The sequence below is a fragment of the Acidovorax sp. 22279 genome (genome assembly GCF_052045435.1).
Classification (GTDB): Bacteria; Pseudomonadota; Gammaproteobacteria; order Burkholderiales; family Burkholderiaceae_C; genus Acidovorax; species Acidovorax delafieldii.
The window spans coordinates 2,501-18,185 of the sequence record NZ_JBQEOV010000005.1 but is presented as its reverse complement, the minus strand read 5'-3'; the positions used below and the strand labels follow the sequence as shown (position 1 = coordinate 18,185).

9 protein-coding genes and 2 rRNA genes are annotated in these 15,685 nt (G+C 63.1%); 6 read left to right on the top strand and 5 right to left on the bottom strand.

Annotated elements, in window-relative coordinates:
• Positions 1–45: 45 nt before the first annotated feature.
• Positions 46–2,712, top strand: coding sequence for a hybrid sensor histidine kinase/response regulator (locus tag ACTJKQ_RS08010; RefSeq protein ID WP_440596533.1), 2,667 nt, complete (start codon positions 46–48; stop codon positions 2,710–2,712).
• A 147-nt stretch (positions 2,713–2,859) separates the two neighbouring features.
• On the opposite strand, the gene ACTJKQ_RS08005 is transcribed toward ACTJKQ_RS08010, so the two are convergent.
• The 3 genes from ACTJKQ_RS08005 to ACTJKQ_RS07995 all read right to left on the bottom strand — a co-directional run bounded on the left by ACTJKQ_RS08005 (position 2,860) and on the right by ACTJKQ_RS07995 (position 6,550).
• On the bottom strand, positions 2,860–3,507 hold the full coding sequence (locus ACTJKQ_RS08005; RefSeq protein ID WP_056747781.1) for a LuxR C-terminal-related transcriptional regulator: 648 nt from the start codon (positions 3,505–3,507) through the stop codon (positions 2,860–2,862).
• A 30-nt stretch (positions 3,508–3,537) separates the two neighbouring features.
• The gene (locus ACTJKQ_RS08000) at positions 3,538–4,473 is read right to left on the bottom strand and encodes a LysR family transcriptional regulator (protein WP_015016104.1); all 936 of its coding nucleotides are present in this window, start codon (positions 4,471–4,473) and stop codon (positions 3,538–3,540) included.
• 151 nt (positions 4,474–4,624) lie between these two features.
• Positions 4,625–6,550 carry an acyl CoA:acetate/3-ketoacid CoA transferase gene (locus ACTJKQ_RS07995; protein ID WP_440596532.1) on the bottom strand — a complete coding sequence of 642 codons (1,926 nt, stop codon included), beginning with the start codon at positions 6,548–6,550 and terminating at the stop codon, positions 4,625–4,627.
• Positions 6,551–6,780: 230 nt separating this feature from the next.
• Between ACTJKQ_RS07995 and ACTJKQ_RS07990 the strand changes: the two genes are divergently transcribed.
• From ACTJKQ_RS07990 to ACTJKQ_RS07970, 5 genes are all read left to right on the top strand, one after another.
• The gene (locus tag ACTJKQ_RS07990; protein WP_440596531.1) at positions 6,781–8,991 is read left to right on the top strand and encodes a malate synthase G; all 2,211 of its coding nucleotides are present in this window, start codon (positions 6,781–6,783) and stop codon (positions 8,989–8,991) included.
• A 202-nt stretch (positions 8,992–9,193) separates the two neighbouring features.
• The gene (locus ACTJKQ_RS07985; RefSeq protein WP_260668809.1) at positions 9,194–9,445 is read left to right on the top strand and encodes a cysteine-rich CWC family protein; all 252 of its coding nucleotides are present in this window, start codon (positions 9,194–9,196) and stop codon (positions 9,443–9,445) included.
• 43 nt (positions 9,446–9,488) lie between these two features.
• Positions 9,489–9,680: a 4-oxalocrotonate tautomerase gene (locus ACTJKQ_RS07980; protein WP_015016108.1), complete on the top strand. Its 192-nt coding sequence runs from the start codon at positions 9,489–9,491 to the stop codon at positions 9,678–9,680.
• Positions 9,681–9,739: 59 nt separating this feature from the next.
• Positions 9,740–11,197, top strand: a complete 1,458-nt coding sequence (locus ACTJKQ_RS07975; RefSeq protein WP_440596530.1) for a DHA2 family efflux MFS transporter permease subunit — start codon at positions 9,740–9,742, stop codon at positions 11,195–11,197.
• 91 nt (positions 11,198–11,288) lie between these two features.
• On the top strand, positions 11,289–12,056 hold the full coding sequence (locus ACTJKQ_RS07970) for a class II glutamine amidotransferase (RefSeq protein WP_440596529.1): 768 nt from the start codon (positions 11,289–11,291) through the stop codon (positions 12,054–12,056).
• Between the two features lie 323 nt (positions 12,057–12,379).
• Here the strand turns inward: ACTJKQ_RS07970 and rrf are convergent.
• Positions 12,380–12,492: ribosomal RNA gene (rrf, locus tag ACTJKQ_RS07965) — 5S ribosomal RNA — on the bottom strand.
• Positions 12,493–12,635: 143 nt separating this feature from the next.
• Positions 12,636–15,514 (bottom strand): 23S ribosomal RNA (locus tag ACTJKQ_RS07960).
• Positions 15,515–15,685: the final 171 nt, after the last annotated feature.

Below are 15,685 nucleotides of genomic sequence, written 5' to 3'. Positions count from 1 at the left end.
CACCCAATTGGCCTTGGTGCCGCACAACCACCCCGCTGGATTCCCATGCCCACGCCCCGCCTTCGCCAGTTCTGGACGCTGCTCATCCTGCTAGCAGGCACGGTGGCCAGCATGTTCGCGGCCGGCCAGTGGGCCTGGCACCGGTCCTTGCTGGACGAAAGCGAGAGCGTGCAGCGCCAGCTGGCCCTGTACGGGCAGACGCTGGCCCAGCGCATCGACCGCTACCGCACCCTGCCCGAGGTGCTGGCCCTGGACGCGCAGTTGCAGGACGCCCTGCGCCGCACCCTGAGCACCGACGAGATAGCGCAGCTCAACCGCAAGCTGGAGCAGGCCAACGGCGCCAGCCAGTCCTCCACCCTCACCCTGCTCGACCGCGACGGCCTGGCCGTGGCCGCCAGCAACTGGCGCACGGCCACCAGCAACGTGGGCGTGGACTACAGTTTTCGCCCCTATGTGCAGCAGGCCCTGGCCCAGGGGCGCGGAAGCTTCTACGGCATTGGCGTGACCACGGGCGAGCCGGGCTACTTCCTGTCGCAGGCCATCCGTGACGACAGCGGCCACATCCTGGGGCTGGTGGCCATCAAGATTGCGCTGCAGGAGCTGGAGCGCGAATGGCTGCAGACACCCGACATCGTGCTCGCGTCGGACGCGCATGGCGTGGTCTTTCTCGCCAGCCAGGACGCCTGGCGCTACCGCCTGCTGGAGCCGCTGGACGACGAAGAGCGCCGCGAGCTGAACGCCACCCGGCAGTACTCCGACCAGCCGCTGCGCCCGCTCGACGTCCGCGTGGACGACCGCCTGGACAACGGCGGGCGGCTGGTGCGCGTGCAACCGTCCGCTGACATGCCCGCCCCGCCCGGCCGCATGCTGTGGCTGACCCAGCCCCTGCCCGGCACGCCCTGGCAACTGCACCTGGTGCACACCACCCACAGCAGCATTGCCGACAGCCGCTGGGCGGCCGCAGCCGGGGGCGGAGGCTGGCTGGCCCTGTCGCTGCTGGTGCTGTTTGTGCGCCAGCGCCAGCGCCTGGCCCGCCTGCGCCAGCGCAGCCGCCAGGAGCTGGAGACCGTTCTGCAACAGCACGCGCAGGAGCTGCGCACCGCGCAGGACGGCATCGTGCAGGCGGCGCAGCAGGCTGACATGGGCCTCTCCCGCAGTCTGGAACACCTGCCCCAGGGGGTGGTCATCATCGATGCCGACCTGAAGCTGGTGGCGTGGAACTCGCGCTATGTGCAGCTGTTCCGCTACCCCGCCGACCTGATGCAGGTGGGCCGCCCCATTGAAGACCTGATGCGCCACAACGCGCGCCGGGGCCTGCTGGGCCCGGGCCCGGTGGAAGAAGCCATCGAACGCCGCCTGGCCCACCTGCGCAGCGCCACGCCCCACCTGCACGAAAGCGCCAAGGGCGACGGCACGGTGCTGGAGATCCGGGGCAACCCGCTGCCCGAGGGCGGTTTTGTGACCAGCTACGCCGACATCACCAGCTACAAGAACGCCGCACGCGAGCTGCGATCGCTGGCCGATGCGCTGGAGCAGCGCGTGGCCGACCGCACCCGCGACCTGGACGCCGCGCGGCGCGAGGCCGAGCAGGCCAACCGCTCCAAAACCCGCTTTGTGGCCGCCGCCGTGCACGACCTGCTGCAGCCCCTGAACGCCGCACGCATGTTCACCTCGCTGCTGCGCAGCCATCTGCCAGGCGACGCCGAACGGCACGCCGTGGACAGCATCGACGGCGCCCTGGCCGCGCAGGACGCCATCCTCAACAGCCTGCTCGACATCTCGCGCATGGAGTCGGGCCAGTTCGACGTGCACATCCACGACGTGGCGCTGGGCCCGCTGCTACAGGTGCTGGGCCACAACTTTGGCGTGCTGGCCGAAAGCCAGGGCCTGCAACTGCGCTGCGTGCCCACGCGCGCCGTGGTCCGCACCGACGACAACCTGCTGCGCCGCATCCTGCAGAACTTTGTCTCCAACGCCATCCGCTACAGCCGGCGCGGGCGCATCGTGGTGGGCTGCCGCAGGGTGGGCGACCACCACCTGCGCATCGAGGTGCACGACCAGGGCCCCGGCATCCCCGAAGCCTTGCAACGCGAGATTTTTGAAGAGTTCCGCCGCCTGGACGAAGGCCGGGCCGACGACCGGGGCGCAGGCCTGGGCCTGGCCATCGTCGAACGCCTGGGCCGCTTGCTGGGGCACGAGATCGGCCTGCGCTCGCAACTGGGGCGCGGCAGCGTGTTCTGGGTGTGTGTGCCGCTGGGCAACCCCGCCGCCGCGCAGCAGGCTGCGCCCCCCGCCACCACGCAGCAACCCGCCGACGACGCCCCCCTGCAAGGCAGCAGCGCCTGGGTCATTGATGACGACGGCCCTACCTGCGCCGCCACGCAGGCTCTGCTGCAGCGCTGGGGCTGCACGGTGCCACTGGCCGCTGGCGCGCCCGATGCCCTGGCCGCCGCCCAGCCCGGCCAGGCGCCGCAGCTGGTGCTGCTGGACGTGCACCTGGGCGCGGGCCTCCACGGCCCCGAAGTGTTCGCGCAGTTGTGCCAGCGCTGGGGCCAGACACCCGCCGTGATCCTGGTCACCGCCGAGCGCGATGCCACCCTGCGCCGCCAGGCCGCCGAACGCGGCTGGGGCTTTCTGGCCAAGCCGGTGCGCGCCCCCGCGCTGCGGGCGCTGGTGAGCCAGACGCTGCTGAGACAGGGAGCATCCCCCTGAGCCGCTGCGCGGCGGGGCGGCCCTTGCACGGCGCCTCGCGCAGGGTGCTGCGCCCGGGTGGAGAGGCTGCGCTCGTCGCTACGCTTTTAGTAGCGTCCAGGGCTTTTTGAATAAGCGACAGCGGCCGTTTTGATGCAGATCTCCACCTCAGGAAGACACGCCGTCTTCCGTCTCCAGGCTTTTGACCAGCACAGCCGCCTGCGTGCGGCTGTAGCACTCCAGCTTTTTCAGGATGGCGGTGACATGCACCTTGACGGTGTTCTCGGCCAGACCCAGCGTGGCCGCGATCTGCTTGTTGAGCAAACCATCGGCCAGGCAGAGCAGCACGCGGAATTGCTGGGGCGTGAGCTGCGCGAGCCGCGCGGCCAGCTCGGCGTCGGCCTCGGAGCGCTCGGCCGCCATGGGCGGGAACCAGCTGCCGCCGTCCAGCACGGCCTGGATGGCGTCGCCCATGGCGTCGGCGGGCGCGGACTTGGGGATGAAGCCCGCAGCACCAAACTGCTGGGCGCGGCGGATGACGCGGGGGTGGTCGTTGGACGAGATGATGACCACGGGCAGCTCGGGGTATTCGCCGCGCACATGCAACAGGGCCGAGAAGCCGCGCGTACCGGGCATGCTCAGGTCCAGCAGCACCAGCTCGACCTCGGGGTGGTCCTGCAGCGCCTGGCCCAGCGTGGCGGCGCTGGCCGCCTCCAGCGTGCGAAACTGCGGCAGCCGCTCGCGCAGCACGTGCAGCACAGCCGCACGGAACAGCGGGTGGTCGTCAGCAACGAGGAGTGTGGGCGCGGTGGACATGGAGTGTTGTGCAGTCTGCCACGGGGGCTATCAACCGCCGGCCTGCGGGCCTTTCCAGAACGCGGGCTGTGCGTACTGGTGCTTGAGGTGTTCGATCCACAGCCGCACCCGCAGCGGCATGTGCTTGCGCTGCGGAAACACCACATAGATGCCGTTGGGCGGCGCCGCAAAATCGTGCAGCACCTCCACCAGGCGGCCTGCGGCGATCTCGGCCTCCACCTCCCAGGTGCTGCGCCAGGCAATGCCGTAGCCCGCCAGGCACCAGTCGTGCAGCACCTGCCCGTCCGAGCAATCGAGCGGGCCGCCGGGCTTGAGGTGGATGACCTCGGTGCCACCGCCCTCGACCGGCATGCGGAACGCCCAGCCCCGTGTTTGCGATGCCTCGCTCGACAGCGTGAGGCAGTCGTGCTGCACCAGCTCGCTGGGGTGGCGCGGCGTGCCGTGGCGCTGCAGGTAGGCGGGTGTGGCCACGCACAGGCGGCGGTTGTCGGCAATGCGCACGCTGACCAGCGACGAGTCGGGCAGGTCGCCCACGCGCACGGCGCAGTCATAGCCCTCGCCCGCCAGGTCCACCACGCGGTCGCTGAGGTTGAGCGAGATGGTCACGTCCGGGTGGGCGGTGCGAAAACGTGGTACCAGCGGCGCCACATGGCGGCGGCCAAAGCCGGCCGGTGCGGTGATGCGCAAATGGCCCGTGGCCTTGACGCCCCCTTCGGACACGCTGGCCTCGGCATTGGCCACGTCGGACAACAGGCGCTGGCAGTCTTCCAGAAACGCACTGCCCTCATGCGTGAGGCTGATGCGGCGCGTGGTGCGCACCAAGAGCTTCACGCCCAGGTGTTCTTCCAGCGCATCGAGCCGCCGCCCCATGATGGCCGGCGCCACGCCCTCGGCCTTGGCCGCAGCGGTGAGGCTGCCGCGTGTTGCCACCGACACAAAGGATTCGAAGGCCTTGAGTTTGTCCATGGGCGCTGATTATGGGGATAAAGCGGAGAAGGGCCTGGTGACGGACTTGGGCACGGCCTGTGATCGGTTTTGAAGCCAAACAGGCCGCATGCGCTAGTGGAATATGCCTGAGCAGCTACATAAATGATAGTAAACCAGCATCACCCCCACTTCACACCAGGCGCGACTTGAGGAACCCCACGGTGCCATAGCGCTTGACCTCGGTGTAGAGGTCGCGCGTGAGGCCCTGCACCATGGCGGTGTAGGCGTCGGCCAGGTCGGGGGCGATGGTGAAGTGGTCGTAGTTCACGATCACGCCCACGCGCTCGCCCTGTGCGGCGAGCGGGGCGAGCAGGCGGCGCACCTCCTGCTCGATGGCGTCGATGGTGCTGGCGGTGTTGATCTGCAGCCCCGAGAAGTCGATGTGCAGCAGCTGGCGCGCTGCGTCCAGCTCAAAGCGCTGCACCAGCGGGCGGTTGAGCAGCTGCTCGCGCAGGCCCAGCGGGCCGGGCTCGAACAGGCGCAGGTCCATGGTCTGCAGGCCGGGGCTGATGCGCGGCGTGAATGCCATGTGGGCCAGCACATCGTGCTGCAGGTCGATGCCGGGCGCCAACTCGATCAGCTCCAGCGCACCGCCGCCATCCACCTCGCCCGAGGGCACCAGGCGGAACACGCAGCGCTCGGTCACATACAACACGCGCTGGCCGCGCCGCAGCGCCTCGGCGCCGCTGAAGGTGCGGTGCTCGACCTCGCGCACCAGCTTGCGCGCGCCGCCTTCGTGCAGGATGTGCAGGTGGCCGTCCACCGCCTCCACCTGCAGCGCACCCGCCGTGAAGGTGCCGACAAACACCACGGTCTTGGCGTTCTGGCTGATGTTGATGAAGCCGCCCGCACCAGCCAGGCGCGGCCCGAACTTGCTCACGTTGAGGTTGCCGTGCTGGTCGGCCTGCGCCAGGCCCAGGATCGCGATGTCCAGGCCACCGCCGTCGTAGAAGTCGAACTGGTTGGGCTGGTCGATGATGGCCTGCGGGTTCACGGCCGCGCCAAAGTTCAGCCCGCCGGCGGGGATGCCGCCGATCACGCCGGGCTCGGCCGTGAGCGTGACGAGGTCGATGATGCGCTCTTCAGCCGCCACATTGGCCACACCCTCGGGCATGCCGATGCCCAGGTTGACCACCTGGTGCGGCCGCAGCTCCAGCGCTGCGCGGCGGGCGATGATCTTGCGCTCGGTGAGCGGCATCGCCTCCAGCGTGTCCATGGGCACACGCAGCTCGCCCGCAAACGCGGCGCTGTAGGGCTCGGCGAAGGTCTGGTGGTGGTGCGCTGGCTCGGTGGCCAGCACCACGGCGTCCACCAGCACGCCGGGCACCTTCACCTGCCGGGGGTTGAGCGTGCCGCGCTCTGCGATGCGCTCGACCTGGGCGATGACCACGCCGCCCGAGTTGCGCGCGGCCATGGCAATCGCCAGCGCTTCGAGCGTGAGCGCCTCGCGCTCCATGGTGAGGTTGCCGTCGGCGTCGGCCGTGGTCGCGCGGATGATGCCCACGTGGATCGGAAAGGCTTTGTAGAACAGGTAGTCCTGCCCGTCGATGGGCAGGATGCGCACCAGGTCTTCGGTGGTGCGCGCGTTGAGCTTGCCGCCGCCGTGGCGCGGGTCCACAAAGGTGTCCAGGCCCACGCGCGTGAGCGTGCCGGGCTTGCCTGCAGCGATGTCGCGAAACAAATGCGTGATCACGCCCTGGGGCAGGTTCCAGGCCTCGATCTGGTTGTCCACCGCCAGCTTCTGGATGCGCGGCACCAGGCTCCAGTGCCCGCCGATCACGCGCTTGAGCAGGCCGGCGTGGCCCAGGTGGTTGAGGCCCCGCTGCTTGCCGTCGCCCTGGCCTGCGGCGTAGACCAGCGTGAGGTCGCGCGGGGTTTGGGTCGTTTCCCAGCGCTGGGCCAGCGCCACCGCAATGCTCTCGGCAAAGCCGATGCCCACAAAGCCGCCCGTGGCCACGGTGTCGCCGTCGTGGATGAGCTGCACGGCATCGGCGGCGCTCACGATCTTGTTCTTGTGGGCCGCGTTGAGCGCGCTGGCGTCCAGGGGTGCCTGCATGGGTTTGTCTCCCGGTGGGTTTGTTGTGCGCGCAGCGTAGTGGGTAACGGGCGAAAGCACCATTCAGGGTGACTACGGACTGTCACCAGTTTTGCGTAAAAGTCACTGGTTTAGAGATTTTCAGCGTATTTATGTGGGCAAACATTTGCAATACAGTCTGTCCATGGCCTGCTGTTGCGGGCACCGTTTTTCATTGATCTCCGTTTTCACCACTCTTCTTGAGGCACCCCATGACCGAACGCACCCAAGTCCACGGCCTGCAAGTGGCCACCTCCCTGTACCGCTTTGTCGAAGACAAGGTGCTGCCCGGCACGGGGGTGGACGCCGCCGCCTTCTGGAAAGGGTTTGACGCCATCGTGTCCGACCTGGCCCCACGCAACATCGCCCTGCTGGCCGAGCGCGACCGCCTGCAAACCGAGCTGGACACCTGGCACAAGGCCAACCCCGGCCCCATCCAGAACATGGTGGCCTACCGCGGCTTTCTCGAAAAGATCGGCTACCTGGTGCCCCAGCCTGCCGACGTGAAGGCCACCACCACCAACGTGGACGACGAGCTGGCCACGCAGGCCGGCCCGCAGCTGGTGGTGCCCATCCTGAACGCACGTTATGCACTCAACGCCGCCAACGCGCGCTGGGGCAGCCTGTATGACGCGCTGTATGGCACGGATGCGATCCCCGAGACTGACGGCGCCGAAAAGGGCAAGGGCTACAACCCCGTGCGCGGCGCCAAGGTGATTGCGTTTGCGCGCCAGGTGCTGGACGACACGGCGCCATTGGCCTCGGGCTCGCACAAGGATTCGACGGGCTACAAAGTGGAAGGCGGCCAGCTGGTGGTGTCACTCGCCAACGGCAGCACCACAGGCCTGAAGGACGCGTCGCAGTTCAAGGGCTACCAGGGCAATGCCGCCGCACCGTCGTCGGTGCTGCTGCAGCACAACGGCCTGCACCTCGATATCCAGATCGACCGCAGCACGCCCATCGGCCAGTCCGATGCCGCAGGCGTGAGCGATCTGGTGCTGGAAGCGGCCCTGTCCACCATCCTGGACCTGGAAGACTCCGTGGCCGCCGTGGACGCCGAGGACAAAGTGCTGGGCTACAGCAACTGGCTGGGCATCATCCAGGCCACGCTGACCGAGCAGGTCGCCAAGGGCGGCAAGACCTTCACGCGCGGGCTGAACCCTGATCGCATCTACACGGGCCCCCAAGGCGGAGAAGTGCGCCTGCATGGCCGCTCGCTGATGTTCCTGCGCAATGTGGGCCACCTGATGACGAATCCGGCCATCCTGTGGACCGATGCGCAAGGTGCGCAGCGCGAGATCCCCGAAGGCATCATGGATGCAGTCGTCACAACGGCTATCGCATTGCACGACCTGCAAGGCCATGGCGCCAACGGCATCCGCAACTCCCGCAAGGGCAGCGTCTACATCGTCAAGCCCAAGATGCACGGCCCCGCCGAGGTGGGCTTTGCGAGCGACCTGTTCGGCCGCGTGGAGCAACTGCTGGGCCTGCCTGCCAACACCGTGAAGCTGGGCATCATGGACGAGGAGCGCCGCACATCCGTCAACCTGAAGGCCTGCATCGCCGCCGCATCGGCCCGCGTGGCCTTCATCAACACCGGCTTCCTGGACCGCACCGGCGACGAAATGCACACCGCCATGCACGCTGGTCCTATGGTGCGCAAGGGCGACATGAAGACCAGCGCCTGGATTCAATCGTACGAGAAGAACAACGTGCTCGTGGGCCTGTCGTGCGGCCTGCGCGGCAAGGCGCAGATCGGCAAGGGCATGTGGGCCATGCCCGACCTGATGGCCGAGATGCTCAAGCAGAAGATCGCCCACCCCAAGGCCGGTGCCAACACCGCCTGGGTGCCCAGCCCCACGGGTGCCACGCTGCACGCGCTGCACTACCACCAGGTGAAGGTGAGCGACATCCAGATCGAGCTGGAAAAAACCGATGTGACCGCCGAGCGCGACAACCTGCTGACCGGCCTGCTGACCGTGCCCGTGGCCGCCGCCCCGAACTGGAGCGACGCCGAGAAGCAGCAGGAGCTGGACAACAACGCCCAGGGCATTCTGGGCTACGTGGTGCGCTGGGTGGACCAGGGCGTGGGCTGCTCCAAGGTGCCTGACATCCACAACGTGGGCCTGATGGAAGACCGCGCCACGCTGCGCATCAGCAGCCAGCACATGGCCAACTGGCTGCACCATGGCGTGGTGACAGAAGCCCAGGTGCGCGAGACCTTCGAGCGCATGGCCGCCGTGGTGGACCAGCAGAACGCGGGTGACCCGCTGTATCAGCCCATGGCCGGACACTTTGCCACCAGCATGGCCTACAAGGCAGCGTGTGACTTGGTCTTCAAGGGCATGGAACAGCCCAGCGGCTACACCGAGCCACTGCTGCACGCCTGGCGCCTGAAGCTGAAGGCAGCACAAGCGGCCTGATTCCCGACTGCAGGCAGTGCCGTATTCACGGCGCTGACCACTCCACTTTTGATAGCTGCTAGCACAATAAATATGTGCGCTAGCAGCTATTTTTGTTTCAGGCAGTACTCCGACTCACCTTGTCCAGTTGTGTGAGAAGCGGCGACCGCGTTTGGGGCAAGCTGCGCCGTACACTGGCACCGACGCCCACGCGCTTACTCCTATGCCTGCAGCACCACCTACCCACCCCGTTCCGTCTGTCTGCCCGCTGTGCGGGCAGCCCAATCAGTGCGCTATCGCGGCGGGTCTCCCAGCAGAAAGCTGCTGGTGCATGACGCAGACCATCGACCCTGCGGCCTTGGCCGCTTTGCCGCAGGAGGCACGCGGCAAGGTCTGTATCTGCGCGGCTTGCGGCGCGCCGGCGCCAGACGCACAGCAACCCTCCGCCGCAGGCCACCCGCCTTCGCCGATATGATTTGGGCTTTTCGCTGTCTTCACAGCGCGCGAAGGAACAAGACATGCCCACGTACCACATCGAAATGATGGAAGGCCGCACGGTCGAGCAAAAGAAGAAGCTGGTGGAAGAGATCACCCGCGTATCCGTCGAGATCCTGGGCGGCTCGCCCGAGTCGGTGGACATCCTGATTACGGACGTGAAGCGCGAGAACTGGGCCACGGGCGGCAAGCTCTGGCTGGAGCGCACATCCTGAGTGGTGCAGCCTCCCTCCGTCACTGACCCCGTGGCATCGCCTCTCTGCTGGATCGCTTCATGAGCACCGCTTCGGGGTCTCTGGCCGTATTGCGCGAGCGTTATGGCGAGCGCTACCGGTGGCTGTTGTTGCTGTCCGTGATGGTCGGCACCATGGCTTCCATCATGTCCTCCACCATCGTCAACGTGGCGATACCGGACATGAGCCACTACTTTTCACTGGGCCAGGAGCGCGCCCAATGGGTCACCTCCGGGTTCATGGTGGCCACCACCGTGTCCATGCTCACCACCCCCTGGCTGTTGTCGCGGTACGGTTACCGCGCGACTTATGTGGGCGCGATGTTGCTGCTGCTCGTTGGCGGTGTGGGGGGCGGCTTGGCGCGCGACTTTGGCCTGGTGCTGGCAGCACGCGTCGCCGAGGGGCTGGCAGCGGGTGTGGTGCAGCCCATCCCGGCCGTCATCATCCTGTATGCCTTCCAGCCCCACGAGCAGGGGCGCGCCAGCGGCATCTTTGGCATGGGCGTCGTGCTGGCGCCGGCCATCGGTCCGAGCATGGGCGGTTTGCTGGTGGATTGGTTTGGCTGGCGCTCCATTTTTTTCATGGTGGTGCCACTCTGCCTGGCCTCCATCTGGCTGGCGTACAAGTTTGTACCGGTCACCGCCCCTGGAGGGGTTGAGGCCAATCGGCAAGGCCAGGCGCTGGACTGGCGAGGCCTTCTGCTGGGTACGGTGGGAACGCTGTGCCTGCTGAACGGCCTGGTGTCGCTGCATGGCGGCTCTCACGTCGAGGCGGTGGGCTTGCTGATGGGTGCTGTGGTGGCCGTCGCCTGTTTCATTGCCTGGCAACGCAGGCTGCTGCGCACCGGGCGCAAGCCGCTCATGGACCTGCGCCTCTTCCAATACCGGCAGTTCGCCATGGGCAGTGTGGTGGCATTCATCTACGGCACCGCCTTGTTCGGCTCTACCTACCTGTTGCCGGTGTTCATGCAACTGGGGCTGGAGCTGTCGGCATCGCACGTGGGCACCCTCATGCTGCCGGCAGGATTCGTTCTGGCCGCCACCATCGCCATGGTGGGCCGATTGGCGGACCGGCAGCCCACCCATTTGTTGGTCAGCACCGGGCTCGGTTTGCTGGCCCTGTCGTTCGGGCTGATGGTGTTTGTGGGCCTTGGCTCGTCGCTGTGGATGCTCGTCGCTTTTGCGATACTGGGACGCATCGGACTCGGCTTCATTCTGCCCTCGCTGAATCTGGGCTCCATGCGCCCGCTGGACAAGTCGCTCATTTCTCAGGGCTCCAGCGCCATTGGCTTCTTGCGCATGCTGGGCGGCGCAGCCGGGGTCAGCCTGTGCGGCATCGTGCTCGAATGGCGACTCGGCGCACATGGTGCCTCGTTGACGGCCGGAGCAAGCAACCCGGCGCGCATCGCAGCATTCGGTGAAACCTTTTTGATGCTGACTTTTCTGTGCGGGCTGGCGCTAGTGGCCGCCTGGCAGCTGCGCGAGGCGCGGCCAGATTGACAGCAGGCATGCCTTGTCCTGATGCTTGAAGGCGGATGCGCGCATTGCCCCATCAAGCCTTTCAAGAAATCAAAGAAACGGAACCTCCGCCATGTGCCAACTCCTCGGCATGAACTGCAATGTGCCCACCGATGTGACCTTCAGCTTCACGGGCTTTGCGCAACGCGGCGGGAAGACCGACCACCATACCGATGGCTGGGGCATCGCGTTTTTTGAGGACAAGGGGCTTCGGCACTTCGTGGACCATCTGGCGGCCGTGGACTCACCGGTGGCCGAACTCATTCGCCGTTACCCCATCAAGAGCCGAAACGTCATCGCCCATATCCGCAAGGCCACCCAAGGCATGGTGAGCCTGCAGAACTGCCATCCGTTCGTGCGTGAGCTGTGGGGCCGCTACTGGGTCTTTGCCCACAACGGAGATTTGAAAGACTTCCGCCCTCGCCTGCATTCGCATTTCCGCCCCGTGGGCGATACCGACAGCGAGCATGCGTTTTGCTGGATCATGCAGGAGTTGGCCAAATCGCACGCCAGCGTGCCTTCTGTTCCAGAGCTGACGCTAACGCTCAAGGAACTCGCTGCGCGCATAGCGCCCCACGGCACATTCAATTTCCTGCTTTCCAATGGACAGGCGTTGTGGGCACACGCCTCCACCCACCTGCACTACATAGAGCGCCGCCATCCCTTCGGCGCTGCGCAGCTGAGTGACCAAGACCTCCAGCTGGATTTTTCGAAAGAGACTGGCGTGAACGATCAGGTGGCAGTGATCGTGACCAGCCCCCTCACGACCAACGAAACGTGGACGGCGTTCGGCAAAGGTGAACTGCTGGTGTTCGAACAAGGCCGACGGCTGCCTATCTGACGCATACGATATATCGCCGCTGAGAGAGGCGGTGGATATGGGGGCGCGCGGAATGGGTGCACTTTGCTTCTCGCGAGGTTCTACCAATCAGCTTATGCCGTATCGATTGAAGCGAGCGAGCCCATTCCGACAGTTAGATCTGGAGCTGTGCGGACTGCGTAGATGAGGGGCTTCCTGCGCTTGGCGGTCCGGTAAGTCCGATGCAAACCCAGCGAACTGCGGTGTCACAAGCGTTGACCGGCCACAGCCCCTGGCGCATTTCGATGCCTTCCCAAAGCAAAAAACCCCAGTCATATCTGACTGGGGTTTTCTGGGCTGTAAGAGCCTGACGATGACCTACTTTCACACGGGAACCCGCACTATCATCGGCGCAAAGTCGTTTCACTGTCCTGTTCGGGATGGGAAGGAGTGGGACCAACTTGCTATGGTCATCAGGCATAACTTGGTGCTGGGCAGTTTTTGTGAACTGCCTGGCGAATTCATAGAGTCTGGAATCAGATTTTGTGTATTTGACTGCGTCTAACTTGGCATAACAGACTTTGAGCTTCACGCTGGTTGCGTGTTGGCTATCAAAGTTATAGGGTCAAGCCGCACGAGCAATTAGTATCAGTTAGCTTAACGCATTACTGCGCTTCCACACCTGACCTATCAACGTCCTGGTCTTGAACGACTCTTTAGGGGGCTCAAGGCCCCGGCAGATCTCATCTTGAAACGAGTTTCCCGCTTAGATGCTTTCAGCGGTTATCTCTTCCACACTTAGCTACTCGGCAATGCCACTGGCGTGACAACCGATACACCAGAGGTGTGTCCACTCCGGTCCTCTCGTACTAGGAGCAGGCTTCCTCAAATCTGCAGCGCCCACGGAAGATAGGGACCAAACTGTCTCACGACGTTTTAAACCCAGCTCACGTACCTCTTTAAATGGCGAACAGCCATACCCTTGGGACCGGCTACAGCCCCAGGATGAGATGAGCCGACATCGAGGTGCCAAACACCGCCGTCGATATGAACTCTTGGGCGGTATCAGCCTGTTATCCCCAGAGTACCTTTTATCCGTTGAGCGATGGCCCTTCCATACAGAACCACCGGATCACTATGTCCTGCTTTCGCATCTGCTCGACTTGTCAGTCTCGCAGTTAAGCACGCTTATGCCATTGCACTATCGTCACGATGTCCGACCGTAACTAGCGTACCTTCGAACTCCTCCGTTACGCTTTGGGAGGAGACCGCCCCAGTCAAACTGCCTACCATGCACTGTCCCCGATCCAGATAATGGACCTAGGTTAGAACCTCAAACACACCAGGGTGGTATTTCAACGTTGGCTCCATGAGAACTAGCGTCCTCACTTCAAAGCCTCCCACCTATCCTACACAGATCTGTTCAAAGTCCAATACAAAGCTACAGTAAAGGTTCATGGGGTCTTTCCGTCTTTCCGCGGGGAGATTGCATCATCACAAACATTTCAACTTCGCTGAGTCTCAGGAGGAGACAGTGTGGCCATCGTTACGCCATTCGTGCAGGTCGGAACTTACCCGACAAGGAATTTCGCTACCTTAGGACCGTTATAGTTACGGCCGCCGTTTACTGGGACTTCAATCAAGAGCTTGCACCCCATCATTTAATCTTCCAGCACCGGGCAGGCGTCACACCCTATACGTCCACTTTCGTGTTTGCAGAGTGCTGTGTTTTTATTAAACAGTCGCAGCCACCGATTTTTTGCAACCCCGTTGGGCTCCCTCTGTACGAGTTCACCTACTTGGGGCATACCTTCTCCCGAAGTTACGGTATCAATTTGCCGAGTTCCTTCTCCTGAGTTCTCTCAAGCGCCTTAGAATACTCATCTCGCGCACCAGTGTCGGTTTGCGGTACGGTCGTCAATAGCTGAAGCTTAGTGGCTTTTCCTGGAAGCAGGGTATCACTCACTTCGTCTGCAAGCAGACTCGTTATCACCCCTCATCTAAGCCCGGCGGATTTGCCTACCGAGCACGACTACAGGCTTGAACCAACATATCCAACAGTTGGCTGAGCTAACCTTCTCCGTCCCCACATCGCACTATTGATCGGTACAGGAATATTGACCTGTTTCCCATCAGCTACGCATCTCTGCCTCGCCTTAGGGGCCGACTCACTCTACGCCGATGAACGTTGCGTAGAAAACCTTGCGCTTACGGCGAGGGGGCTTTTCACCCCCTTTAACGCTACTCATGTCAGCATTCGCACTTCTGATACCTCCAGCATCCGTTACCAGACACCTTCACAGGCCTACAGAACGCTCTCCTACCACTTGCAATAAATTGCAAATCCGCAGCTTCGGTAACTGGCTTAGCCCCGTTACATCTTCCGCGCAGGACGACTCGATCAGTGAGCTATTACGCTTTCTTTAAATGATGGCTGCTTCTAAGCCAACATCCTGACTGTTTTAGCCTTCCCACTTCGTTTCCCACTTAGCCAATTTTAGGGACCTTAGCTGGCGGTCTGGGTTGTTTCCCTCTTGAGTCCGGACGTTAGCACCCGGTGCTCTGTCTCCCAAGCTGTACTCTGCGGTATTCGGAGTTTGCATAGGTTTGGTAAGTCGCCATGACCCCCTAGCCTAAACAGTGCTCTACCCCCGCAGGTAATACTTGAGGCACTACCTAAATAGTTTTCGGAGAGAACCAGCTATTTCCAAGTTTGTTTAGCCTTTCACCCCTATCCACAGCTCATCCCCTAGTTTTGCAACACTAGTGGGTTCGGACCTCCAGTACCTGTTACGGCACCTTCATCCTGGCCATGGATAGATCACTTGGTTTCGGGTCTACACCCAGCGACTGATTCGCCCTATTCGGACTCGATTTCTCTACGGCTTCCCTATTCGGTTAACCTTGCCACTGAATGTAAGTCGCTGACCCATTATACAAAAGGTACGCAGTCACCCTTGCGGGCTCCTACTTTTTGTAAGCATGCGGTTTCAGGATCTATTTCACTCCCCTCCCGGGGTTCTTTTCGCCTTTCCCTCACGGTACTGGTTCACTATCGGTCGATTACGAGTATTTAGCCTTGGAGGATGGTCCCCCCATATTCAGACAGGATTTCTCGTGTCCCGCCCTACTTTTCTCTAACTTAGTACCACACGTCTGTTTTCGCATACAGGGCTATCACCTGCTATGGCCGGGCTTTCCATCCCGTTTTGCTAACAGTCGTGCTATCACTAGAAGGCTCTTCCGATTTCGCTCGCCACTACTTTCGGAATCTCGGTTGATGTCTTTTCCTCGAGCTACTGAGATGTTTCAGTTCACCCGGTTCGCCTCGCATACCTATGTATTCAGTATGCGATACCTCTTGCGAGGTGGGTTTCCCCATTCAGAAATCTCCGGATCAAAGCTTATTTGCCAGCTCCCCGAAGCTTATCGCAGGCTATCACGTCTTTCGTCGCCTGTAATCGCCAAGGCATCCACCACATGCTCTTAGTCACTTGACCCTATAACTTTGACATCTCTTTCAAGATATCGCCGTCATCTCAAGGACTTGCCAGGTCTTTCACCTGACGCGTTATGCCGTAATGTGAATAATTCCTCGATATCACTATCAAGAAACATTCGTCATTACTGAGTTCAAATTACTTCGCAATCACTTTCGCAATCACGTTTGC